Origin of the sequence: uncultured Bradyrhizobium sp. (assembly GCF_936928535.1) — a bacterium.
Classification (GTDB): domain Bacteria; phylum Pseudomonadota; class Alphaproteobacteria; order Rhizobiales; family Xanthobacteraceae; genus Bradyrhizobium.
In genome coordinates this window covers 31,200-54,306 of the sequence record NZ_CAKZHY010000018.1, presented here as the reverse complement: position 1 = coordinate 54,306, position 23,107 = coordinate 31,200, and the positions used below count along the sequence as shown (strand labels likewise).

The following is a 23,107-nucleotide window of genomic DNA, read 5'->3' as shown; positions in this document are numbered from 1 at the left end:
TGCGGTCCACATCGCCGCCATTGTCGCCTATTGGATCAATTGAGTCTGAACCCTAGTTCACGCCGATCTTGAAGTTATTCATCGTGCGGAGGATCGGCTCAATGTCATTTACCCGGCACATCATCCGCTCGCGCGTATCAAGCGCGTCGGCGTCGAAGAACTGGCGGCGTTTCCTCTCATTTTGATGGACCCCGCGACCAGCGTGCGCGCGACCGTCGATGCTGCACTCGTTTCCGCAGGTCGTCGCGTCGAAGCCGCATGTGAAGTGACCTACATGATGACGGCCGTTGGCATGGTGCGCGCGGGCCTCGGCATCACGATATTGCCTGAATCCGCCCACGAAATCCGCGCCGAACCTGATCTCGTCGCCCGCACCATCGACGACCCGCATTTCGTGCGGTCCATCGCCGTCGTTCGAAAACGGCGTCGCACCCTTCCACCGGCGGCAGACAGCTTCATGGCTGTGCTCGTGGAGTTTCTAGACGGTCGAGGAGCGGAGCGGAAAGGACGCGGTGATCGCAGTGCGCGCGCGAAGCGGCGACGAATCTCTTAACGATCAACGCGGTGGCGCATCCGACAGGATTTGATCGTTCGATCCTCTTAGCAGGGATCAACTTCTTAGCCTTGAATCGACAGATGCGCTCGGACGGCGATTGACCCGTCGACACAATGTTCCTATTTTGTTCTGAAGCGTCGAGGTGTCATTCGGGCACCCCACCAACCGTGGGCCAATGGTCGGGACGGGCAATGAAGGCAACTATCCTTCACGCGGACCTGGATGCCTTTTATGCATCGGTTGAGCAGCTGCTCGACCCGTCGCTACGCGGAAAGCCCATTGCCGTCGGTGGCGGTGTTGTGCTTGCCGCTTCCTACGAAGCCAAGGCGTTCGGGGTCCGTGGCGGCATGCCGGGGCGGCAGGCGCGCGAGCTATGCCCTCAACTCACTTTTGTCGGCGGCCACTTCAAGGACTACCAACGGCTGGGTGATGCCGCCATTAAGGTGATCGGCGATTTCACACCCCTCGTTGAACGGATTTCCATCGACGAGGCCTTCGCAGACGTTGCTGGCTGCACTCATCTCTTCGGCTCGCCCGCCGAAATTGCTGCGACAATCCGCCAACGCGTGCGCGCCGAGCTGAGCCTTCCGATCTCGGTAGGTGTCGCGCGCACCAAGCATCTGGCGAAAATAGCTTCGCAAGTGGCGAAGCCCGACGGGCTCGTGGTTGTCGATCCCGACACTGAACTGGAGTTCCTTCACCACCTGCCGGTCGAGTTGATGTGGGGCGTGGGTCCCGTCACGATGGCGCGGCTTGCCGAGATCGGCGTACAAACGATCGGACAACTCGCGACGACTCCGGGATGGTCGCTCGAACAGTTGCTCGGCCCCGCGGCAGGCGAAAAACGCGCAGCGCTGGCGTGGAATCGCGATCCGCGTGAAATCAAGTCTCACCGCCGAGCCCGGTCGGCAGGGGCGCAGTCCGCGATCGGCAGGAGACCTGCGGTCGAGCGGGTTATTCGTCCCACTCTGCTTCACCTCGCGGATCGCATTGCCACCCGGCTCCGGGCGAAGTCCAGACCAGGTCGAACTGTGACGGTCCGAGTTCGCTTCGCCAACCTGCGCTCGGTGACGCGCTCGGTAACGCTTGATGCGCCGATCTTCGCTACCCTGATCCTCACCGAGCTCGCCGAAGAGCTGGTGCGCGCGATCCTTGTCAATTACCCGGACGAGAAGATCATTTCACTATTGGCGATCTCCGTGTCGCATCTCGAGGAGAACTGTGATCTGGAGCTGGAATTGCCGCTCGGGCTTGAAGGTGATGCGCGCCGCCCCGGCACCAAGAGAGGCTTGGCACGTCAGGCAGCCGACGGTGCAATCGATAAGATCCGCGATCGTTTCGGATGGAATTCTATCGGCTATGGCAGCGCTGCGTTGCCCAATTCTCATTCCGTGCCTGATGAGTTTCGCAGGCTCGCCGAAAAGGATCTGTAATCGGTATCAGTCCAGGCTACGCAAACTGAACCATGCTTGCTTTCCTTCGTTCATCACTGTCGCAGCGGACTCCGTCGCTCATCCGGCGAGAAACCCGCCATCCACGGCAACGACGGTGCCGGTCGCGTATTGCGAGGCCGGCATGCAAAGGAAGGCGACTGCGCCGGCAATATCCTCCGGCTGTCCCCAGCGCTTGAAGGCGGTGCGGTCGGCGATACGCTGATAATGCGGCAGGTCGGTACGGCCGGCGGCGTTGATCGCGGTCTGGATATAGCCCGGCGCAACCGCGTTGACGCGGATGCCTTCCTCGGCCCATTTCAAGGCAAGCGCCTTGGTCAGCATCACGACGCCGCCCTTGCTGGCGCAATAGGCCGGAATGCGCGGCAGCGCCAGGGTCGCATTCATCGAGGCGATGTTGACGATCGAACCCTTGGTCTCCGCGAGCCGTGCGTGGAACGCCATGCAGGTGCGGAATGTCCCGGTGAGATTGACGTCGATCACCTTCACGAAGGTCTCGATCTCGAATTCCTTGTCGCGCGCGAGAATGCCGGCACAGTTGACCAGCGCATCGACGCGTTTGTGCGTGCTGGCGAAGGACGTCACGGCCGCGTCGTCGGTGACATCGAGCGTCGCTAGCGTGAGGCCGGCGCGCGGCTTGAGCAGCGTACGGGCAAGATCGGCTTCGTTGGCGCCGGTTGCCGTGACCGTCGCGCCGAGATCGCAAAACTGGTTGCTGATCGCAGCGCCGATGTCGCCGGCGCCGCCGATCACCACGGCGTGAAAGCCGGGCGCGAGGGAAAAATTCGAACTCATGGGAAGGGTCTCACTTCAGCGATTTCGGGGGCGGGGCCGTCGACTCGCGAACCACCAGCGAGAAGTCGATCTCGCGATGCATGATGGTCTGCTCGCCAGCCAGGCTGCGCACCAGGTATTCGCCGGCGCGCTGCCAGGTTTCTCCGGTCGGCACGTGGATCGTGGTCAGGCTCGGCCGCAAATGCCGGCTCCAGTCGAGATCATCGAAGCCGACGACGGAAAGGTCGCGGGGCACGGAGAAGCCGTCGCGCTCCGCCTCGAGCAGCACGCCATAGGCGATGACGTCGTTGCCACAAACCACGGCCGTCGGGCGGTCCTTGAGGTTGAGGAGATAGCGCGCCGCCTCACGCGCGTCGTCCAGCGTGTAGGGCACCTCGACATGCCATTGCGGGGGAAGCTCAATACCGTTTTCCGCCATGGCGCGGCGAAATCCGGCGACGCGGGCGCTGGCACGGTCATTATTGCGCTGGAGCGCCGAGACGATTCCGATGCGGCGATGGCCGAGTTCGATAACATGCGCGGCGGCGCGATGGGCGGCGGCTTCGTTATCGGTGCCGACGCAGGGGTAGGGCCTGCCGGGATGGTAGATGCCGACATTGATGAACGGCACCGCATTGTCGGATAGCAGCTTGCGCAATCCATCGTGATGGCAATCACCGCGCAGCACGAGGCCGTCGACCCCGCGGCTGATCAGATTGCGCGCCTGCTGCAATTCGACATCGAGGTCGTAGCCGCTCGTCGTGAGGAACAGCATGTATCCGACCGACGAGAGATATTGCTGAAGCGAAGCGATGCCGCGCGCGAACATCGTGTTGTCGATCGTCGGCACGATTGCGCCAAGCGTGCGCGAGCGGCGAGACGAGAGAATCCGCGCCGGCGCATGCGGGATGTAGCCGAGTGCGTCGATGGCTTGTTCGATGCGCGCACGCAAGGAGGGGCTGACGGCATTCGGGTTATTGAGGGCGCGCGAGACCGACGCGGTTGAAACGCCGGCCCGCGCCGCCACGGCGCGGATGCCCTGTTTCACAGACTTGGCGGTGGTCAGCCTCATGAATGTAACGGTACATGTTGCGATGCGAATTGCGCGGCAGCGAAATTTCAGCAAATTTGCCGCAGAATGTGCGTCGTGTCCACCGCTTGACTTCACCAATGCGAGGTCTATTTTGTAACCGTTTTCAAGGGGTGTTCAAACCTGTTCAAATGGTCCGCCAGCATAAGGCGGCCAGCCGGGAGGAGAGTTCGATGAAGGCCAGGACGCTCGCGACGCAGGTCGCGTTGCCCGTTATCGCAATCGCCGTGATGACTGCGCCGTCCCGCGCAGCCGATTTCGACTGGATGAAGTTCAAGGGCAAGACCGTCACCTTTCTTGCCAACAACAATCCGGTCTCGCAGGCGCTGCTGACCTACAAGGCCGATTTCGAGAAGCTGACCGGCATGGCCCTGAAGGTCGACAGCTATCAGGAACAGCAGATGCGCCAGCGTCTGGTCACGGTCATGAACGCCGACAGCGATGAGGTCGACGTCTTCATGACGCTGCCCTCACGCGAGGGCGAGCAGTTCGCCGCCGCGGGCTGGTACGGCGATCTCACGGCAATGGCCAAGAACGAGGTGGCCAAGGACTATGACCCGAACGGGCTGAGCCAGGCTTTGCTGAAGGCGGCGACCTTCGGCGGCAAGCTCACGAGCATGCCGATGAACATCGAGGGCCCGATCTTTTACTACCGCACCGACATCTTCAAGAAGTGCGGCCTCGAGGCGCCGAAGACCATCAAGGATGTCGAGGCCGCTGCCGAGAAGATCAAGACCTGCGACAGCACGGTGACGCCGTTCGTCTCACGCGGCCTCAAGCCCGCGGTCGCCTACACGTTCAGCAACATGCTGCACAATATCGGCGGCAGCTATATCGCGAACGGCAAATCGAACCTCTGCTCGGCCAAGGGCAAGGAAGCGCTCGATACCTATAGCCGCCTGCTGCGCGACTTCGGCCCGCCCGGCGTCGTCAACTATAGTTTCCAGCAGATTTCCGCGCTCTATCGCAGCGGCCGCGCTGCGATGGCGTTCGAATCCTCGAATGAATTGCGCACGGTGATGGAAGGCGGGGCGCGCCTGAAGGACACCGGCCTGTTGCCGTTCCCTGCGGGCGATGCCGGTCAGGTGCCGACCACGATCGGCTGGGGCATGGCGGTGTCCTCGCACAGCAAGCAGCCGGATGCGGCCTGGTACTTCGTGCAATGGGCGACCAGCCCCGAGATTCAGAAGAAGATGGCGCTCCAGGGCATTGCCCCGCCGCGTCCCGCGGTCGCCGAGGATCCTGAATACCGCAAGTGGATCGACGAAGAGCCGGTCCGCAAGGAATGGCAGGCCGCGCTCGACGTGCTCGCCACCAAGGGCTCATCCGAAGTCGGCTATCCCATCGTCGCCAATCCGCAATCGCGCGAGTTCATCGGCCAGGCGGTGCAGGATTTGATCCTGAAGCAGAAGCCGGTCGACCAGGCTTGCGCGGATGCCGACAAGGCGCTCGACGCGCTGATCTCGCTGAACTAGCCGCCCGATGCCGGCTGGCTTCGCGCCAGCCGGCATCCCATTCGATTGAGGACACGACTGCATGTCTGATACGGCTGCGACACTCACGCAGGACCGGCAGAAGCTGGAAATGGCGGCGCTTGCGGCGCCGGCCGTGGTCTTCACGGTCGCGATGATCGCGTTTCCCGTCGTCTACACGATCTGGCTCGGCTTCCAGACCTTTTCCTCGGCCGGCAAGCAGTCCTTTGCGGGTCTTGCCAATTATTCGAAGCTGATCTCCGATGCCGAGTTCTGGCACGGCCTGTGGGTCACGATCGCGCTCTACGTGCTCTCGCTGACGCTTCAGCTCGTCTTCGGCATCTGGCTCGCGCTGGTGCTGTTTCATGCCAAGCGCTTGCCGGGCATCGTGCGCTCGCTGTTCATCTCGCCCTTCATGATGCCGCCGGTGGTGGCCGGAATGATGTGGCTGGTCATCCTCGATCCCTCGCTGGGCGCCGCCAACTACATCCTCCAGTGGCTCGGTCTGCCGCCGTCGGACTGGCTGGCCTCGCCGTCGCTGGTTATCCCGACCGTGGCGCTGATCGACAGCTGGCAGTGGACGCCTTACGTCGCGCTGATCGTGCTCGGCGGATTGCAGTCGCTGCCGCCGAGCGTCTATGAGGCCGCGCAGATCGACGGCGCATCTCCTTTCAAGACGTTCCAGCGCATCACGCTGCCGCTGCTGCTGCCGACCATCGTCACGGCGGCGATCCTGCGCAGCGTCGATCTCCTGCGTTTCTTCGACATCATCTACATCACGACCCAGGGTGGCCCGGGCAATGCGTCGAACACGCTCAACATCTACGGGTTCCGGGTCGGCTTCGAGTTCTTCAACATCGGCTATGCCAGCGCCCTGATGCTGACGCTGACGGCGATCGTGTTCGGTGCCGTGCTTGCCTTCAACCGCCTGCGCGGCGCCGTGGCGTGGTGATGTCATGAACGATGCCGCCAATACAGATCGTTGGATCCGCTGGCTCAACACATTGCAGCTCGTGCTCGCCGGCGTGCTCATCATGGCGCCGACGGTCTGGATGGTGTTGTCCTCGTTCAAGCCGTCTTTCGAGGTCACCGCCTATCCGCCGACGCTGATCTTCTCGCCGACATTGGACAACTATGTCGAGCTGACGAAGACCACGCCGTTCCTGAGCTACGCGCTCAACAGCCTCATCGTTACGGTGGGTTCGACCGCGCTGGGATTGCTGTTTGGAATTCCCGCCGCTTTTGCCGTCTCCTGGACGCGCATCTCCTGGCCGGCAATCCTGACGCTCGCGGCGCGCATGGCGCCCGGCACCCTGTTCCTGCTGCCATGGTATGTCATGTTCCGGCAGGTCGGCATGATCGGCTCCTATACCGCGCTGATTCTCAGCCACGCCGTGATCACGCTACCGATCGTGATCTGGGTCCTGTTGCCATCCTTCGACGGCATTCCGCGCAGCGTCTTTGAGGCCGCGCAGGTGGACGGGTGCAGTGTCACGCGCATTCTCTGGCGCATCGCGCTGCCGCTCGTAGCATCCGGCGTTGCCGTCTCTGCGATTCTCGCCTTCGTGTTTTCGTGGAACTACTTCCTGTTTGCGCTGGTGCTCTCCAATGGTGACACCAAGACGCTGATCGCGGCGGCCTTCAACTTCATCGGCGAAGGCTCGACGCAATGGGGCGCCCTCATGGCGGCAGCGACATTGATCGCGTTGCCCCCGCTGGTGCTGGCGGCTCTCGTGCAGCGCTGGCTGGTGTCCGGACTGACGCTCGGCGCGGTGAAAGGCTGAACCCGATGAACGTATCCCCCCGTCCGAATTCGATCATGCAGGCTGCGGTCTTCCACGGCCACGATCGCATCACCATCGAGCGCGTGGCGATGCCTGACGTCGGCGCCGGCGAGGTGCTCGTGCGCGTGTCGCGTACCGCGCTGTGCGGCTCCGATTTCAAGCTTTGGCACAAGGGTGCCGAGTTCACCGCCGGCCACGAGATCTTTGGCGTGGTCGAGCAGCCCGGTCACCGCCGGCATGGCCAGCGTTGCGCGATCTACATTCCCTTGCACTGCGGCCACTGCGCGGCCTGCAAGCGCGGCGACACGCAGATGTGCCTGGAAGTCTCCAGCCTGATCGGCTGGAACAGGCCCGGCGGCTACGCCGAATACGTGCCAGTGCCGGAAAACTGCCTGCTGCCGGTACCCGACGACATCGAGGACAGCCTCGCGCCACTTTTGCTCGACACCATCGGCACGTCAGGTCACGCTGTGCGCTTCGTCAGTCGCGTGGTGCCGGCGAACGAAGCCGGACCAGTTCTCGTGATGGGGGCGGGGCCCGTCGGTCTTGGCGTCGTGCTGGCGCTCCGCGCGCTCGGCTATGACGATGTCTACGTCGCCGATCCCAATGCAGCGCGGTTGAAGATCGCGCAATCCTTTGGCGCAAAGGTTCACCCCGTCGGCGATACGTCAAAGCGCTTTGCGCTCATCATGGAATGCTCGGGGGCGCATGCGGCGCGCAATCTCGGCATCGAGCTCGTGCTGCCACGCGGCGCGCTGGTGCTGATCGGCGAGAACGCCGCGCCCTGGACCATCGAGGAAGGCAAGGTCTTCCGCCGCAAGGATTTCTACATGATCCGGACCTTCTACTTCCCGTTCCAGGATTTCGAGCCAAACGTCGAGCTGCTGCGCAAGTACAAGGACGAATACCGCGTCCTCGTCGACGGCGAGTTTGGGCTCGCAACTCTCCCTGAGAATTTCGCCCGCTTCGCCAAGGGCGAGCTGATCAAGCCTGTGCTGGTGCTGGACTGAGCGATCATGGCCTCGATCTCGATCCGCAACCTCACCAAGCGCTACGGCAATTTCACCGTGATCCCCGATCTCAATCTGGAGATCGCGGACCATGAGTTCGTCGTCTTCGTCGGCCCGTCCGGCTGCGGCAAGTCGACCTTGCTGCGGATCATCGCCGGCCTCGAGCCGATTTCGTCCGGAGACCTCTATATCGGCGACAAGCGGGTTAATGGTGTTCAGGCCGCGCAGCGCGACATTGCGATGGTATTCCAGGATTATGCGCTCTATCCGCACATGCGCGTCTACGACAATATGTCGTTTGCGCTGGAACTGCGGGGCACGCCAAAGGCTGAGATTGACGCTCGGGTGAAGCGCGCCGCGGCCTTGCTGCACATCGAGCCTTATCTGGACCGCAAGCCGAAGGAGCTCTCCGGTGGCCAGCGGCAGCGCGTCGCCATGGGCCGCGCCATCGTGCGCAATCCCAAGGCGTTCCTGTTCGACGAGCCGCTGTCCAACCTCGACGCAAAGCTGCGCGGGCAGGTGCGCGCCGAGATCAAAGCATTGTCGCAGGAGCTGAAGACCACCATGGTCTTCGTGACCCACGACCAGATCGAGGCCATGACCATGGCCGACCGGATCGTGGTGCTCCAGAGCGGCGCCATCCAGCAATACGACACGCCGGAGACGGTCTATGAACGCCCCGCCAACCAGTTCGTCGCCGGCTTCATTGGTTCACCCGCGATGAACTTCTTCCCGGTCGAATGGCGCGACGAGCGTGCGATCCTTTCACATGGGGCGACCGCGGTGCCTCTGGATAGCGCGACCGCAGGCCGTCTGCGTCAGGCCGGCAATGCGGTGCTCGGCATTCGCCCTGAGCATTTTGTCGTCGCGACCGATGCTGCCGACGGCATTGCCATCAACGTCAAGCTGGTCGAGCCGCTGGGCTCGGATACGCTGATCCACTTCGATCTCGCCGGCGTCTCTGCCATCGCGCGGGTCGACCCATCGCTGCGGCCGAAGGTCGGCGATCGGCTTAGCCTCCGTCCGCAGCCAGGCAAGACGCATTTGTTCGATGCCGCCAACGGACAGGTCTTGCGGTGAGCGCGTCGGTCAACATCGGCGATCTCTCGGCACTGGCGGAGGTCGCGTCCAGAGCCAAGCCCGTGCACGTGATCTGTCTCGGGCTGTCGGCGCTTGACCAGGTCTGGCGCGTCGATCGGCCGTTCGCGGGCGGAAGCGAGAAGATCAAGGCCGTCGCGTACGGCACGCTTGGTGGCGGCATGGCCGCCAATGCGAGCGTCGCGGTGGCAAGGCTTGGCGCCTCTGTCGCGTTCTGGGGGCGGGCAGGGAATGACGCTGCGGGCCACGAGATGAAATCGGCCTTCACCGCCGAAGGTGTCGACGTCGAAAACTTTCGGCTGTTTCCGGAAGGGCGCTCCTCCGTTTCAGGTATTGTCGTGGACAGTTCTGGCGAACGGCAGATCGTCAATTTCCGCGGGCTATTCCCGGAAGCCGCGGACTGGCTTCCACATGACGCCGTCGCGCGCGCCTCATCCGTGCTGGCCGATCCGCGCTGGGTCGAGGGCGCGGCGGCGCTGTTCCGTGGGGCTAGGTCGCGCGGCATTCCGACAGTGCTCGACGGCGACGTGGCCGATGCCGAGGTGTTCGAACGTCTGCTGCCGCTGACCGATCATGCGATCTTCTCCGAGCCGGCGCTCACAGCCTTTGCCGGCTCGGCCGAAGACCAATCCCTCGGAGCGCTTGCGCGCTTCGGCTGCCGCGTCATCGCTGTGACCCGCGGTGAGGGCGGTGTGAGCTGGTACGAGAATGGCCAATTGTGTCGACAGACCGCCTATGCGGTTGACGTCGTCGACACTACGGGCGCGGGCGACGTCTTCCACGGCGCCTATGCGCTGGCGATCGGCGCCGGTCTCGACGTGCGCGCTGCCATGGCGTTCTCGGCGGCTACGGCCGCGATGAAATGCCGCCACGCCGGCGGCCGCAACGGAATCCCCACCATCAACGAGTGTCTTGCATTCATGAGGACGAAGCCATGAGAACGATTGGAAAGAACCGCGGCCTGGCACGGCTTGCCGACGCGGGTGGCCACTTTCGCATGGTCGCGCTGGATCAGCGGCCGCCACTGTTCGATGCAATCGCAAAGGCAAAAGGCATCACTCGGGAGCAGGTCGAATATTCCGACGTCACGGCGGCAAAGCGTCTGCTCGTCGAGAATCTCGCACCGCATTGCAGTTCGATGCTGTTCGATCCGAATTTCGCCGTGCCTGCGGCGATCGACCTGCTGCCGCCGCGCTGCGGCCTGATCATGACGCTGGAGGAGCATCGCGTCGAGGAGACCGCCGGCGGCCGCAAATCGCGAGCGATCACCAATTGGAGCGTGGAAAAGATCCGCGCCATGGGCGGCGACGCCGTCAAGGTGCTGGCCTGGTACCGGCCGGACGCCGATGCCGCCGTGAACGAGCACCAGAAGACGTTCGTGCGCGAGATCGGCGAGGACTGCGCGCGTCACGACATTCCCTACGTGCTCGAACTGCTGGTCTATCCGTTCCTCGGCAGCGCCCATCACACCGCCGACTACGTGGAATCGCCCGGCAAGTTGCCCGGTCTCGTTATCGAAAGCGTGCGCGAGTTTGCGAAGCCCGAATACGGCGTCGATCTCCTCAAGCTTGAGAGTCCGCTTGCTGCCAACAGCCTGCCGGCCCGCGACGGCGGCGCGGAGGCAAAAGCCGCACAGAAGGAGTTCGAGGCGATCGGCGATATCTGCCGCCAGCGGAGCATTCCCTGGGTGCTGCTGTCGGGCGGCGCCGCGCCCGAAAAATTCGAGCGCGTGCTCGACTATTCCTACGCCGCTGGCGCAAGCGGATTCCTCGCCGGTCGCACGATCTGGCTCGACGCTGTGCTGAAGAATTTTCCGGATCGCGCCGCCGTATCGGCGAGCCTGCGCAAGGACGGCCTCGGTGTGCTGGAGCGGCTCAACAAGCTGACCACGGCCAAGGGCACGCCGTGGAAGGCGCGTTTTCCGGTATTTACTGATATCAAGCAGGAAGGCGACTTCGCGCGCGCTTACTGAGATGGCAGCAGTCGAGCGTGGGCTCATCCCGATCACAGGATCTGCAACATGACCGACAGCTTCACCATCCGTTCGATCGAGGCGTTCTGCTATCGCTATCCACTGGTAACGCCGGTGGTGACGTCATTCGGCAAGATGCTCAACCGTCCGGCCGTTTTCGTTCGCGTGATCGACGAGGACGGCGTGGAGGGATGGGGGGAAGCCTGGTCCAACTTTCCGGCACCGGGCGCGGAGCATCGCGCCCGGCTCGTCAACGAAGTGCTTGCGCCGGGCCTGGTCGGACGCAAATTCGACGGTCCTGCTGACGCCTTCGAGACCTTGAGAAAGGGCACCGAGGTGCTCGCGCTTCAATGTGGCGAGCCCGGTCCGTTCGCACAGGCGATTTCGGGCATCGATCTGGCCCTGTGGGATCTCTCGGCGCGCCGGCAGCGCTTGCCATTGTGGCGGCTTCTCGGTGGGCAGTCGCGCAGGATCAAGGTCTATGCCAGCGGGATCAACCCCGGTGGTGCGAGGCAGACGGGCGAAGCCGCGCTCGCGCGGGGCCATCGCGCGTTGAAGCTCAAGGTCGGCTTCGGCGCCGATACCGACCTCGGCAATCTGACCGCGCTGCGCGGACTCGTCGGCGCCGGCATGCTCGCCGCCGATGCCAATCAGGGCTGGTCAATGGGGCAGGCGCTTCAGATGCTGCCGCGGCTTGCCGAATTCGATCTGCGCTGGTTGGAGGAGCCGATCCGCGCCGACCGGCCGCGCGAGGAATGGCGCGGTCTGCGCGCCCTGGCGAAGATGCCGATTGCTGCCGGCGAAAACATTTCGAGCATCGAGGCCTTCAAGGAGGTTCTGTCCGAAAGCGTGCTCGGGGTGGTTCAGCCTGATATTGCGAAATGGGGCGGCCTCAGCCTCTGCGCCGGGCTGGCTCGCGACATCCTGGGGGCGGGCAAGACGTTTTGCCCGCATTACCTCGGCGGAGGTCTCGGCCTGCTTGCGTCCGCGCATCTTCTCGCCGGTATCGGCGGTGATGGCTGGCTGGAAGTCGATGCCAATGACAACCCCTTGCGCGATTCGTTTTGCGGCCCGGTGATGAACGTGAGGGAGGGCACCGTTACATTGGGCGAAGACCCCGGGCTCGGAATAACGCCCGATCTTCCCGCGATCGAACGCTATCGCAGCATCTAGATAAGAGCGAAGAATGGCTCTCGCTTGATGGGCCTCGTCGATTCAATCCGACTAGCGTTATTTCCTCGCCACCTCGGCGCGGTACCAATCGCCGATTTCACTTGCGGTCATCAGGGCTACGCCATCATGGCAGATGACATGGTCGAGTAGCGCCTCCAGATATTTGATCCGGTGCGGCACGCCGGTGATGTAAGGATGGATCGAGATCGCCATCACCCGTGCATTGTCGGCGCCTTCGAGATAAAGGCGGTCGAACTGGTCGGTGCAGCGCTTCAAGAACTGCTCGGACGGCAGATGCTGGAGCGCATGGATCACAATGTCGTTGGTCTCCACCGAATAGGGGATGGTGGTGATGGTGCCATGGGGCGTGGCGATCTCCTGCGGCAGGTCGTCGATCACCCAGTCCGCGACATATTCGATGCCGTTGAGGCGGAGCAGGTCCAGCGTTGCCTCGGTTTCCGTGAGGCCCGGGCTTTCCCACGAGCGTGGCGGCTTGCCGGTAAATTTGGCGATGGTGTCGACCGCGCGCTTGATCGCGTCGGCCTGATTGTCGAGCTTGTGCATCGGCCCCTGCAGGAAGCCATGGCCCATGAACTCGAAGCCAGCCTCCAGCGCGGCGGAGGCGACGCGGGGATAGCAGTTGCAGACATTGCCGTTGATCGCGAGCGTGACCGGGACCTTGCGCTCGGTGAGCGCCTTGAACTGGCGCCAGAAGCCTGCGCGCATGCCGTATTCGTGCCACGACCAGTTCGGCACGTCGGGGAGCAGTGGCTGTCCCATCGGCGGCGACAGTATGGTACGCGGCATGGCACCTTCAATCCGCCATTCCTCGACATTGAGGATGACCCAGACGGCGAGCCGCTTGCCGCCTGGCAGCTTGAGTCTTGGGCGGTCGATCTGCGCGACGTAGGGGATGCGGTCGGAGAGGGCCATCGTGTTCAACCTGCAGCGTCACTGCTTCGGGCGGAGGCGGCGTTGACGCGCGGCATGACCTGCTCCGCCATCAGAATCATGGAGCGGCGGCCGAGTTCGCGGTCGCGCCAGTCCTTGCCGGCGTAGAGCAGCGTGCCGAAAGAGCCGACATCGTCCTGGAAAGCCAGCAACTGGTCGGCGACGCTGTCAGGCGTGCCGTGAATGATGAGCTTTTCGCAGATACTCTCCAGCGTGATTTCATCGTCGGGCTGATCGCGCCGGGTCTTGAACAGCTCGATGCGGCCGTTGCTCTTCAGCTTGGTGAAGAGCGAGCGGTAGTAGTATACGTAAGGCCCGTTCGGATCGGTGGCATAGGCCTTGGCGGTCGCGGCGTCCTTGGCCACGAACACGCTCTTGGCAACGCGCCAGTTGGCGGGATCGGCGGGACGGCCGGCGCGTTCGCAGCCCTCGACATACTTTGGCCAGTGGCTCTTCACCCACGCCGGCATCAGGAAGTTTGCGGAAATCGGTTCCCAGCCCCGTGCGGCCGCTTCGGTGACTCCCTTGGAGAACGGCGCGACCGCCGTCACCACGATCGGCGGATGCGGACGCTGCAGCGGCTTTGCGATAAAGCCCTGGCCAATGTCTTCGATGAGGGTCTTCTCGGTCGAGATGTTCCAGTATTTGCCCGCAAGATTATAAGGCGGCTTGCCGTCCCAGATCGCGAGCACCTGGTTGATCGCCTCCAGAAACATTGCGTTACGATCGGCATCGAGATTGCCGAACAGCTCGGCGTCCGACAGCAGCCCGCCCGGGCTGATGCCGAAAATCAGCCGCCCCTCGAGTATGTGGTCAAGCATGGCGATGGAGGCCGCGATCGCAGCCGGATGGCTGTTCGGCATGTTGATCGTGCCGGTCCCGAGCCGGATCTGCTTCGTCGCAGCGGCCAGCCAGGCGATGAAGGCGATGCAGGAGGTGATGTTTTCGGCGCGGTCGGTGACATGCTCGCCGACATAGGCTTCCGAAAATCCGAGTTCATCCGCCAGTAGGAAGGCTTCCCGGTCCTCCGCGAGGGATTGCCGCCAATCCTTGTCCAGCGGGTGGATCGGCATCGTGAAGAACCCGAGCTTCATGATCTCTGCGTCTCCCCGCATTCTTGGTTGGTAGGAGGGTGCGTCGGCAGGTCGTTCAAGGCAAGTCCGAAAGTCGAAAAGACCGCGGAGTCGGGGCGGCTTGACCTTTGAAAGGTCCCATCCTCTAATCCATCAAAAGCAGAAAAACAGGGGTCGGGAGGAGCCTGCCTGCATGAAAGCCTCGGCTTTCACTTACGCACGCGCGGCCAGCGTTGACAATGCGCTGGAGCTGCTTGCCGTGCATGGAGAGAGGTCGAGGGTGCTTTCGGGCGGGCAAAGCCTGATCCCCGCCATGAACCTGCGGCTGATTTCGCCCGAATTGATCGTCGATATCGGCGGGCTCGCGGAGTTGCGAGGAATCACGGCGAGGGGCGAAACGCTCGTCATCGGCGCGCTGACCCGGCATGCCGACCTTCTCGGATCATCCGACATTGTGAAATGCGCGCCGCTGCTCGCCGCCGCGGTCGCGCACATCGCGCATCCCGCGATTCGGAACCGGGGGACCATCGGCGGCAGCCTTGCGCAGGCCGATCCGGCATCCGAACTGCCCGCCTGCATGCTGGCGCTGGACGCAACCATCGTGGTTCGAGGCCCCGCTGGCGAGCGGCGGATTGCCGCTGAACAGTTTTTCACCGGGATCTATGAGACGCAGCTCGCGCCGCAGGACCTGCTGGTCGCCGTCGAAGTGCCGCTCGCCCGCAAGGGCTCGGTGCATTTCTTCAAGGAGTTTGCGCGGCGGCACGGCGACTATGCGATCATGGGGCTCGCCGCGCAAGCCGTGCTGGACGGCGACGAATTCGCCGACCTCCGGCTTGGCTATTTCGCCGTCGGCGACAAGCCTGTTTTGGCGAAGGCGGCCGGCAAGCTGCTTGGCACTGCGATGACGCCTGCGCGGCTTGCGGAAGCCGCTGACGCGCTTTCAGACGAGCTCGATCCGCATGAGGATCAGGAGGCGACACCGGCCATGCGCCGGCATCTTGCAAAGGTGCTGCTGACACGCTGCGTCGCGTCGCTGCTCGACCGCCCCGATCTCCTCCATATCGGAGGACATGTGTGACGGCTCCAGCGGCAATCTCGCTCACGGTCAACGGCGAACGCGTCGAGGCCCATGTCCTGCCGCGGCTCAACCTTGCGGATTTCCTGCGCGACCACCTCAAACTCACGGGCACGCATGTCGGATGCGAGCACGGTGTTTGCGGCGCCTGCACGGTGCGTGTCGGCGGCGAGATCGTGCGGTCCTGCCTGATGCTGGCGGTGCAGGCCGATGGCGCCGCGGTCGAGACCATCGAGGGCTTGTCCGATTCCGGCGAGATCGCCGATCTGCAGGCGGCGTTTCGCGATCGCAACGCGCTGCAATGCGGCTTCTGCACGCCGGCCATGCTGATGGCGGCGCAGGATTTGTTGCGGACGAAGGCGATGCCCGCACGCGAGGAGATCCGCGAGCATCTCTCGGGCAATTACTGCCGCTGCACCGGCTATCAGGCCATCATCGACGCGGTCGAGACCACCGCCCGGGCGCGAATGGAGCCGAAGGCATGAGCCCAATCCGCGTCAATCCCGATGGGTTGTCGGTGCTGGACCGGCCGAACTCCTATATCGGCAAGACGGTGCCGCGCCCGAACCTCGACCGTCTGCTGCAGGGCCGAGCCAGCTATGTCAGCGACATCGAACTGCCGCGCATGGCGCATGTCGCATTCCTGCGCTCGCCGCACGCGCATGCGAAGATTTCGAGCATTGATGCCGCCGCCGCAAAGCAGATGCCCGGCGTTATCGCGGTCGTCACGGGCAAGGAGCTCGCGGCGGTCATCACCCCCTGGGTCGGCGTGCTCTCGCATCTCAAGGGCCTCAAATCCGCACCGCAATCGGCGATCGCGGTCGACCGGGTGTGTTGGCAGGGCGAGGCGGTTGCCGCCATCGTCGCGACGAGCCGTGCGGCGGCCGAAGATGCCGCGGAGCATATCGCGGTCGCATATGAGGAGCTCGAAGCCGTCACGGACATGCGCACGGCGCTCCATCCCGGGACGCCGGTGATCCATTCCTCGCTCGGCGACAATCTGGCCTTCGAGCGCGTCCACGATGCGGGCGCCGTCGATCAGGCCTTTGCTGGTTCAGATGCTGTCGTCGAGGCTGATTTCATCTTCGGCCGCCACACCGGCGTGACGCTGGAGCCACGTTCGGTCGTTGCCGACTGGAATTCGGCGGAAGCGCGGCTGACGATCTACCAGGGCACCCAGGCCCCGCATATGGTGCAGAACATCGCCTCCATGCATCTGGGCTTACGGGAGGCGCAGGTTCGCGTCGTCTGCAAGGACGTTGGCGGCTCCTTTGGCATCAAGGTGCATATCTACGCCGACGAGATGGCGACCTATGCGCTGGCAAAGCTGCTGCGCCGGCCGGTAAAATTCGTTGCCGACCGGGTCGAGAGCTTCAATACCGACATCCACGCCCGCGACCATCGCTGCAAGGGCAAGATCGGCGTCAAGCGCGACGGCACCATTACGGCGTTCGAGATCGACGATCTCACCGGCATCGGGCCCTATTCGATGTATCCGCGCACCAGCGCGATCGAAGCCAACCAGGTCGTCAACCTTGTCGGCGGCCCTTACACCAGCAAGAACTACCGCGCGCGAGCGCGGGTGGTGTTTCAGAACAAGAACGTGATGTGCCAGTACCGCGCGGTTGGCCATCCCGTCGCCTGTTCGGTGACGGAGGGGCTGGTCGATCTCGCAGCCCGGAAGATCGGCATGGACCCCGTGGAGATCCGCCGCCGCAATCTGATCGCCGACGACGCTTACCCCTGCGCCTCGCCGTCGGGGCTGCGGTTCGAGCAATTGTCGCACCATGCCTCGCTCGACAAGCTCGTGACGATGATGAACTACGACGCGTTACGGGCCGAGCAGGCGGCGCTGCGCGCGAAGGGCATTCATCGCGGTATCGGTATCGCCAGTTTCATCGAGGTAACCAACCCCAGCGCAGCCTTCTATGGCGTCGGCGGTGCAAAAATCTCATCGCAGGATGGTGTGGCCGTACGGCTGGATGCCCAAGGTTCGGTGATCTGCCAGACCAGCATCACCGAACAGGGGCAGGGCTCGGAGTCGCTCACGGCCCAGATCGTGGGCAGCGTCCTCGGCGTCTCCATGGACCGGGTCCGGGTCGTCCTCGGCGATACCGAGATGACCCCCTATGGTGGCGGCACCTGGGCCTCGCGCGGCGCCGGCATCGGCGGCGAAGCCGCACTGCAGGCAACGAAAATCCTGCGCAAGAACATTCTCGACGTCGCCGCTGTGATCCTGCAGTCCACAGCGGCCGAGCTCGATATCGTCAACAACGCGATCGTGAATTCCGGCGACGGCGCATCGCGGATCGAGCTGAGTGAGCTTGCCCGGATCGTCTATTTTCGCCCCGATACCCTGCCGCCGGGCATCCAGCCCGAACTGATGGCGACCAGACATTTCGTACCGCGCGAATATCCGTTCGCCTTCACCAACGGTGTTCAGGCCGCCTGGGTCGAAGTCGATACCGACGCCGGCTTCGTCAAGCTGCTCAGGCATTGGGTCGTCGAGGATTGCGGCACCATCATCAATCCGCAGCTGGTCGATGAGCAGATCAGGGGCGGGGTGGTGCAGGGCCTTGGTGCGGCGCTGTTTGAAAAGTGCATCTATGACGAGCGTGGGCAGCTGACCAACGCCAACATGGCGGATTATCTGGTGCCGATGTCTGGCGAAATGCCAGATATCGACGTCGGCCATGTGGTCTCGCCGACGCGCGAGTCCGAGCTTGGCGCCAAGGGCGCGGGCGAGGCGGGCACCGCGGGGGCGGCAGCGGCGGTGACTAACGCGGTCAACGACGCGCTCACACCGTTCGATACAATAATTACCGAGATTCCCCTGACACCGCAGGTTATCCTGACGGCTCTGGGGAAAATCTGACGAGGGACGCTGCCGGCCAAACGCGATCACGCAAACAACAATATACAAGAGAGGAAGCTGCCAATGTCGAAGAAGGTGTCTAAGCCAGGATCGATCTCGCGTCGTCGCCTGCTGGCGTCCGCAGGTGCAGCGATTGCTGCTTCGCCGCTCGGTGCAAACCTGCTGCAGGCGCAAGCGGCTCCGATCAGGATCGGCATGAGCATGCCGCAAACCGGTGGCCTCGCAGGCGGCGGCAAGGCTTCGCTGCTCGGCATCGAGATCTGGCGTGACGACGTCAACGCCAAAGGTGGGCTACTTGGCGGCCGCAAGATCGAACTGGTGGTCTATGACGACAAGTCGAGCGCTTCGGAGACGCCGGCCATCTACTCGAAGCTGATCGATGTCGACAAGGTCGACCTCTTGTTCGCGCCCTATGCGACCGTACCGACAGCGCCGATCATGCCGATGGTCAAACAGCGTGGGCTTCTGCTGATCGGCAACTTCTCTTTCCAGGTCAACAGCAAGGTCGGCCACGATATGTGGTTCAACAATGCGCCGTGGGGACCGGCTGACAGCTGGGCGACGTCGTATCTCGATATCGGCCAGAAGGCCGGCGGCAAAACCATGGCGCTGCTTTCGGCCGACCAGGAATTCGCGCAGAATCTGGCGAAGACCGCGCGCGAAGTCGCGAACAAGCGCAACCTGCCGATCGTTTTCGACCAGGCCTATCCGCCTAACACGGTCGAGTTTTCCAGCATTATCCGCGCACTCAAGGCGACCAAGCCCGATATCGTCTACGTCGCATCCTATCCGCCGGACTCGACCGGCATCCTGCGCGCCGTCAACGAGATCGGCATCGGCGACAGCGTCAAGGTTTTCGGCGGCGGCATGGTCGGCCTTCAGTTCGGCGCCGTGATGGAGAGCATGGGCTCGCTGCTCAACGGCGTTGTCAACTACAACACCTGGCTTCCCGAGAAGAGCATGTACTTCGAGGGGACCAAGGAGTTCTTCGACAAGTACACCAAGCGGGCTGTGGAAGCGAAGATCGACCCGCTCGGCTATTATCTAGCGCCGTTCGGCTATGCGAGCGGCCAACTCATCGAGCGGGCCATCGCTGCCGTGGGGTCGCTGGATCAAAAGGCACTCGCCAAATATCTGCGCGAAAACACGCACCACACCATCGTCGGTCCGATCGCGTTTTCGGCCGACGGCGAGCGTAAGGAAACGGCGGTGTTGCAAGCTCAGTTCCGTGGCGTCGTGGACAAGAACATCGAGCAGTTTCGCAGCGCGGGCAAACAGGTGATCCTGTTCCCTGACAATCTGAAGTCCGGCGAGCTGGTCGCTCCGTTCGAGGCTGCGCGGAAATAGGCCGGATATCACGAGGAGATGCCCGGGAAGGGGTGTCCCGGGCAGGGATCCCCGAAATCGGGGACTAAAGGCTCAGGCCGGGTCAAGGGGGACCACACTTGTTTTCACTGGACCTGCTGCTCGATGCGGTGGTGATCGGGGTGCTGCTCGGCTGTTTCTATGGCGCGGTCAGCCTCGGATTGTCGGTGTCGTTCGGACTGCTCGACGTTCCGCATGTGGCGCATCCGGCGTTTCTGGTGCTGGCATCCTACGCCGTGTATTTTCTCAACGAGCAGTATGCCGTTGATCCCTTGCTGGCGGGGCTCCTGATCACGCCGGTCTTCTTCCTGTTCGGGTTGGCTGCCTACCGACTGTATTACGAGACGTTCGAGAGGCGAGGAAGCGATGCCGCGGTACGCGGCATCGCCTTCTTCTTCGGTATCGCCTTCATCATTGAAGTGCTCATCATCCTGCAATTTGGCGTCGATCAGCGCTCCGTCACCGCCGACTACATCGGCAAGGCGTGGCGGTTAGGCGAGATCCGTATTCCGTACCGGCTTCTGGTTGCCTTTGCGGTGGCGACCACACTAACCATCCTGCTGACGCTGTATCTGTCACGGACCTTCATGGGACGCGCCATCCGTGCGGTGGCACAGGACGAGGAGGCGTTGCGATTGATGGGCACCAACCCGGTCAAGATCAAGCAATGGGCGTTCGGCATCGCCACCGCCGTGCTTGGGATCTCCGGCGCGCTGCTCATCATCGTTGCTCCTGTCGATCCGACGCTCGACCGCGCCTATATCGGACGCACATTCTGCGTCGTGGTGATGGCGGGGCTCGGCAGCATGGGCGGAACGCTCGTCGCGGCCATCATTCTCGGTGTTGCCGAGTCGATCGTGCTCACCATGTTCGGCGCTTCCTGGGCGCCGGCGATTTCGTTTGCGATGTTGCTCGGCATTCTCGCCGTACGGCCGCAGGGTCTGTTTGGCAGGCGATCATGAAGCGCAGCAGCATCACCTTCTGGGTCGGCGCGGCGGTGTTTCTCATCGCCGCTCTTGCGATGACTCAAATCGTCCACAACCAGTATCCGTTCTTTGCCGGCTACATCATCCTGCAATTCATCGCGCTTGCGGTTGCCTGGAGCATTCTTGGCGGCTACGCCGGCTATGTGAATTTCGGCACCAGCGCATTTTACGGCGTTGGCGTCTATGGCTCGGTCTTCCTGGTCAAGGCCTTTGGCGCGCCGCTTCCGCTGCAGATTTTGGCTGGCGCTGCGATCGGTGCACTCATGGGGCTGGCCCTTGGTCTCTTGACGCTTCGTATGCAAGGCATTTTCTTCTCGATTGCGACGATTGCGCTGACGATCGTCATCGAGACGACGATCACGAATTGGCGGTATGTCGGCGGAGCGGCGGGTATCCAGATCCAGCGGCCCGAGGTGACGGCGCCCTTCGACAGCTATGTGCAGATGCTATTCTTCGTCCAGGCTCTGCTCGTGGTGCTGGCGGTGGCAATCTCGCGCTACATCCAGCACTCATGGATTGGCCGCGGCCTGCAGGCGCTCCGCGACGACGAACTCGCGGCCGAGTGCACGGGCGTGCCGACCCTTCGCCTGAAGCTGCTCGCCTGCGTCATATCGGGTGCGCTGATGTGTGCGGTCGGCGCTCCGGCTGCGATGTACCTGCAATATGCGGACCCCGGGTCGGCGTTCAATCTCAACTACTCGGTCACGACGCTGGCGATGTCGCTGATCGGTGGAACCGCGCATTGGGCAGGACCCATCATCGGTGCAATCCTGCTCGGTACGACGCAGCAGGTGCTGACGGTCACGATCTCGTCGGAAGTTAATCTGCTGGTGCTCGGCTTGATGTTGGTGCTGTTCGTCGTGGGCGCTCCGGAGGGCATCGTCGGCCTCATCTACAAGCTGCGCGGCAACCGAAAGGAGGGCGAGATATGACCCTCTCCGAGACCCAGACGCCGCTACTACGGATTTGCGCGCTCACGAAGCGTTTCGGCGGGTTCACAGCGCTCCACAGTGTCAGCGTCGACATCAGGCCCGGCGAGCGGTTCGGCCTGATCGGCCCGAACGGATCGGGCAAGACCACACTGATCAACTGCATTTCCGGCGCGTTTCGCACCGAACCTGGCACCATCCTGTTTCGCGATGAGGACATTACGCCGCTCCAGCCGCACCTGCGCACACGGCGCGGCATTGCCCGCAGCTTTCAGATTCCGAGGCCGTTTCGAAGCATGACGGTTGCCGAAAATCTCATGGTCGCACTCGACTTCGCCGCGCACGAGCATGTGTCGGTGACGCAGCGCCGCGACACCATGATGTCGATCCTGGAACAAATGGGGCTTGGGTCGAAGGCCAACGCCTCCGCCACGCAGCTCAGTCAGGTGGAATTGCGCAAGATGGAGCTCGCGCGTGCGATGGCGACGCACCCGAAGCTGCTGATTTCAGACGAGGCCATGGCAGGTCTTTCCAGCTCGGAAGTCGACGAGGTGCTGGACCTGCTGTTGAGCCTTGCGAGCCGGGACATCACCATCATCATGATCGAGCATATTATGCAGGCGGTGATCCGCTTCTCCGAGCGTATCATGTGCCTTGATGCCGGCCGGATCATCGCGATCGGAACGCCGTCCGAGGTCATGGCCGACAAACGGGTGCAGGAGGCCTACCTTGGCACTTAGCCTGGCCATCAATGACCTCGATGCGGGTTACGGCGCTGTGAAAGCGTTGCGTGGCGTCTCGCTCCATGTCGACGCCGGCGAAATCGTTGCCTTGCTCGGCACCAACGGCAACGGCAAGAGCACGCTCATGAAGTGCATTGCGGGCCTGGTGCGGCCGCAACGTGGCGCCATCTCATTGACGATTGACGGAACAGCGCACGATCTTTCCCGTTTGTCGACGGAAGACATCGTTGACCTTGGCGTAGCGATGGTCCCGGAAGGCCGGCGGTTGTTCCCCCGGTTGACCGTGCTGGAGAACCTGATGCTCGGCGCGTTTCGCAAGGCCGCCCGGCGCAGTATCGATCGCAATCTGGCGGTCGCTTTCGAAACGTTTCCTGTCCTGAAGGAGCGGAAGGGGCAACTGGCGGGCACCATGTCCGGCGGGCAACAGCAGATGCTGGCGATTGCGCGCGCCCTGATGTCGTCACCACGGCTGTTATTGGTCGATGAACCCTCGGTGGGTCTCTCACCGCTCCTGGTCTCGCAGACGATCACCAAGATAGGCGAGCTCAATCAGCATCTCGGCCTGACGGTTCTGATGGCAGAGCAGAACTTCAATCAGGCGATCCGGATCGCCAGCCGCGGCTATATCATCGTCCATGGTGAGATCGTCGTGTCGGCCGCTTCAGTCGATGATTTGCGGAGCAATGATATCGTCAAACGCCTCTATCTCAGCGGTGCCGCGTGATTGAAG

Annotated in this window: 22 protein-coding genes; 18 read left to right on the top strand and 4 right to left on the bottom strand. The window is 63.0% G+C overall.

Annotated features, from left to right (window positions below; translation table 11 throughout):
* Window positions 1-76 precede the first annotated feature (76 nt).
* Window positions 77-553, top strand: a complete 477-nt coding sequence (locus Q0687_RS35785) for a LysR substrate-binding domain-containing protein (protein ID WP_363323916.1) — start codon at window positions 77-79, stop codon at window positions 551-553.
* A 194-nt stretch (window positions 554-747) separates the two neighbouring features.
* Entirely contained in the window at window positions 748-1,989 is a 1,242-nt protein-coding gene (dinB, locus tag Q0687_RS01910) for a DNA polymerase IV (protein ID WP_298871458.1), read from the top strand.
* 78 nt (window positions 1,990-2,067) lie between these two features.
* Here the strand turns inward: dinB and Q0687_RS01905 are convergent, their stop codons facing one another.
* Both Q0687_RS01905 and Q0687_RS01900 read right to left on the bottom strand, forming a co-directional pair.
* Window positions 2,068-2,802 (bottom strand): SDR family oxidoreductase, encoded by a 735-nt coding sequence (locus Q0687_RS01905; RefSeq protein ID WP_298871456.1) that lies wholly within the window; start codon window positions 2,800-2,802, stop codon window positions 2,068-2,070.
* Window positions 2,803-2,812: 10 nt separating this feature from the next.
* A complete protein-coding gene (locus Q0687_RS01900) occupies window positions 2,813-3,853 on the bottom strand; it encodes a LacI family DNA-binding transcriptional regulator (protein WP_298871455.1) in 1,041 nt (346 codons plus the stop codon).
* A gap of 191 nt (window positions 3,854-4,044) precedes the next feature.
* On the opposite strand from Q0687_RS01900, the gene Q0687_RS01895 reads away from it, so the two are divergent.
* From Q0687_RS01895 to Q0687_RS01860, 8 genes are all read left to right on the top strand, one after another.
* The gene (locus Q0687_RS01895; RefSeq protein ID WP_298871452.1) at window positions 4,045-5,346 is read left to right on the top strand and encodes a sugar ABC transporter substrate-binding protein; all 1,302 of its coding nucleotides are present in this window, start codon (window positions 4,045-4,047) and stop codon (window positions 5,344-5,346) included.
* Between the two features lie 61 nt (window positions 5,347-5,407).
* Window positions 5,408-6,295, top strand: coding sequence for a sugar ABC transporter permease (locus tag Q0687_RS01890; protein ID WP_298871449.1), 888 nt, complete (start codon window positions 5,408-5,410; stop codon window positions 6,293-6,295).
* A gap of 4 nt (window positions 6,296-6,299) precedes the next feature.
* A complete protein-coding gene (locus tag Q0687_RS01885) occupies window positions 6,300-7,127 on the top strand; it encodes a carbohydrate ABC transporter permease (RefSeq protein ID WP_298871446.1) in 828 nt (275 codons plus the stop codon).
* A 5-nt stretch (window positions 7,128-7,132) separates the two neighbouring features.
* Entirely contained in the window at window positions 7,133-8,137 is a 1,005-nt protein-coding gene (locus Q0687_RS01880) for a zinc-binding dehydrogenase (protein WP_298871443.1), read from the top strand.
* 6 nt (window positions 8,138-8,143) lie between these two features.
* A complete protein-coding gene (gene ugpC / locus Q0687_RS01875; RefSeq protein ID WP_298871441.1) occupies window positions 8,144-9,217 on the top strand; it encodes a sn-glycerol-3-phosphate ABC transporter ATP-binding protein UgpC in 1,074 nt (357 codons plus the stop codon).
* On the top strand, window positions 9,214-10,173 hold the full coding sequence (locus tag Q0687_RS01870) for a sugar kinase (RefSeq protein ID WP_298871438.1): 960 nt from the start codon (window positions 9,214-9,216) through the stop codon (window positions 10,171-10,173). The genes ugpC and Q0687_RS01870 overlap by 4 nt, the downstream gene beginning before the upstream one ends.
* Window positions 10,170-11,207: a tagatose 1,6-diphosphate aldolase gene (locus Q0687_RS01865; RefSeq protein ID WP_298871435.1), complete on the top strand. Its 1,038-nt coding sequence runs from the start codon at window positions 10,170-10,172 to the stop codon at window positions 11,205-11,207. The genes Q0687_RS01870 and Q0687_RS01865 overlap by 4 nt, the downstream gene beginning before the upstream one ends.
* 48 nt (window positions 11,208-11,255) lie before the next feature.
* Entirely contained in the window at window positions 11,256-12,380 is a 1,125-nt protein-coding gene (locus Q0687_RS01860; RefSeq protein ID WP_298871432.1) for a mandelate racemase/muconate lactonizing enzyme family protein, read from the top strand.
* Window positions 12,381-12,437: 57 nt separating this feature from the next.
* Here Q0687_RS01860 and Q0687_RS01855 read toward each other — a convergent pair whose 3' ends face one another.
* A complete protein-coding gene (locus Q0687_RS01855) occupies window positions 12,438-13,313 on the bottom strand; it encodes a polysaccharide deacetylase family protein (RefSeq protein WP_298871430.1) in 876 nt (291 codons plus the stop codon).
* Window positions 13,314-13,318: 5 nt separating this feature from the next.
* Complete coding sequence (locus tag Q0687_RS01850) at window positions 13,319-14,425, bottom strand: LLM class flavin-dependent oxidoreductase (protein ID WP_298871427.1); 1,107 nt, start codon at window positions 14,423-14,425, stop codon at window positions 13,319-13,321.
* A 172-nt stretch (window positions 14,426-14,597) separates the two neighbouring features.
* Here Q0687_RS01850 and Q0687_RS01845 point away from each other — a divergent pair, with 172 nt between their 5' ends.
* The 8 genes from Q0687_RS01845 to Q0687_RS01810 all read left to right on the top strand — a co-directional run bounded on the left by Q0687_RS01845 (window position 14,598) and on the right by Q0687_RS01810 (window position 23,101).
* The gene (locus Q0687_RS01845) at window positions 14,598-15,482 is read left to right on the top strand and encodes a xanthine dehydrogenase family protein subunit M (protein ID WP_298871424.1); all 885 of its coding nucleotides are present in this window, start codon (window positions 14,598-14,600) and stop codon (window positions 15,480-15,482) included.
* Complete coding sequence (locus Q0687_RS01840) at window positions 15,479-15,964, top strand: (2Fe-2S)-binding protein (RefSeq protein WP_298871421.1); 486 nt, start codon at window positions 15,479-15,481, stop codon at window positions 15,962-15,964. Before Q0687_RS01845 ends, Q0687_RS01840 begins: the two co-directional genes overlap by 4 nt.
* Entirely contained in the window at window positions 15,961-18,354 is a 2,394-nt protein-coding gene (locus tag Q0687_RS01835) for a xanthine dehydrogenase family protein molybdopterin-binding subunit (protein WP_298871419.1), read from the top strand. Before Q0687_RS01840 ends, Q0687_RS01835 begins: the two co-directional genes overlap by 4 nt.
* A gap of 63 nt (window positions 18,355-18,417) precedes the next feature.
* Window positions 18,418-19,701, top strand: coding sequence for an amino acid ABC transporter substrate-binding protein (locus Q0687_RS01830; protein WP_298871416.1), 1,284 nt, complete (start codon window positions 18,418-18,420; stop codon window positions 19,699-19,701).
* A 98-nt stretch (window positions 19,702-19,799) separates the two neighbouring features.
* Entirely contained in the window at window positions 19,800-20,681 is an 882-nt protein-coding gene (locus Q0687_RS01825) for a branched-chain amino acid ABC transporter permease (RefSeq protein WP_298871414.1), read from the top strand.
* Complete coding sequence (locus Q0687_RS01820) at window positions 20,678-21,637, top strand: branched-chain amino acid ABC transporter permease (RefSeq protein ID WP_298871411.1); 960 nt, start codon at window positions 20,678-20,680, stop codon at window positions 21,635-21,637. The genes Q0687_RS01825 and Q0687_RS01820 overlap by 4 nt, the downstream gene beginning before the upstream one ends.
* Window positions 21,634-22,374: an ABC transporter ATP-binding protein gene (locus Q0687_RS01815; RefSeq protein WP_298871409.1), complete on the top strand. Its 741-nt coding sequence runs from the start codon at window positions 21,634-21,636 to the stop codon at window positions 22,372-22,374. The genes Q0687_RS01820 and Q0687_RS01815 overlap by 4 nt, the downstream gene beginning before the upstream one ends.
* The gene (locus tag Q0687_RS01810; RefSeq protein WP_298871407.1) at window positions 22,364-23,101 is read left to right on the top strand and encodes an ABC transporter ATP-binding protein; all 738 of its coding nucleotides are present in this window, start codon (window positions 22,364-22,366) and stop codon (window positions 23,099-23,101) included. The genes Q0687_RS01815 and Q0687_RS01810 overlap by 11 nt, the downstream gene beginning before the upstream one ends.
* Window positions 23,102-23,107 lie beyond the last annotated feature (6 nt).

Coding starts and splice junctions, on each gene's coding strand:
- Q0687_RS01860 (WP_298871432.1), top strand. CDS start 11,256: ATGACCGACAGCTTCACCATCCGTTCGATCGAGGCGTTCTGCTATCGC.
- Q0687_RS01855 (WP_298871430.1), bottom strand. CDS start 13,313: ATGGCCCTCTCCGACCGCATCCCCTACGTCGCGCAGATCGACCGCCCA.
- Q0687_RS01890 (WP_298871449.1), top strand. CDS start 5,408: ATGTCTGATACGGCTGCGACACTCACGCAGGACCGGCAGAAGCTGGAA.
- Q0687_RS01880 (WP_298871443.1), top strand. CDS start 7,133: ATGAACGTATCCCCCCGTCCGAATTCGATCATGCAGGCTGCGGTCTTC.
- Q0687_RS01815 (WP_298871409.1), top strand. CDS start 21,634: ATGACCCTCTCCGAGACCCAGACGCCGCTACTACGGATTTGCGCGCTC.
- Q0687_RS01905 (WP_298871456.1), bottom strand. CDS start 2,802: ATGAGTTCGAATTTTTCCCTCGCGCCCGGCTTTCACGCCGTGGTGATC.
- ugpC (WP_298871441.1), top strand. CDS start 8,144: ATGGCCTCGATCTCGATCCGCAACCTCACCAAGCGCTACGGCAATTTC.
- dinB (WP_298871458.1), top strand. CDS start 748: ATGAAGGCAACTATCCTTCACGCGGACCTGGATGCCTTTTATGCATCG.
- Q0687_RS01900 (WP_298871455.1), bottom strand. CDS start 3,853: ATGAGGCTGACCACCGCCAAGTCTGTGAAACAGGGCATCCGCGCCGTG.
- Q0687_RS01845 (WP_298871424.1), top strand. CDS start 14,598: ATGAAAGCCTCGGCTTTCACTTACGCACGCGCGGCCAGCGTTGACAAT.
- Q0687_RS01830 (WP_298871416.1), top strand. CDS start 18,418: ATGTCGAAGAAGGTGTCTAAGCCAGGATCGATCTCGCGTCGTCGCCTG.
- Q0687_RS01885 (WP_298871446.1), top strand. CDS start 6,300: ATGAACGATGCCGCCAATACAGATCGTTGGATCCGCTGGCTCAACACA.
- Q0687_RS01835 (WP_298871419.1), top strand. CDS start 15,961: ATGAGCCCAATCCGCGTCAATCCCGATGGGTTGTCGGTGCTGGACCGG.
- Q0687_RS01895 (WP_298871452.1), top strand. CDS start 4,045: ATGAAGGCCAGGACGCTCGCGACGCAGGTCGCGTTGCCCGTTATCGCA.
- Q0687_RS01865 (WP_298871435.1), top strand. CDS start 10,170: ATGAGAACGATTGGAAAGAACCGCGGCCTGGCACGGCTTGCCGACGCG.
- Q0687_RS01850 (WP_298871427.1), bottom strand. CDS start 14,425: ATGAAGCTCGGGTTCTTCACGATGCCGATCCACCCGCTGGACAAGGAT.
- Q0687_RS01820 (WP_298871411.1), top strand. CDS start 20,678: ATGAAGCGCAGCAGCATCACCTTCTGGGTCGGCGCGGCGGTGTTTCTC.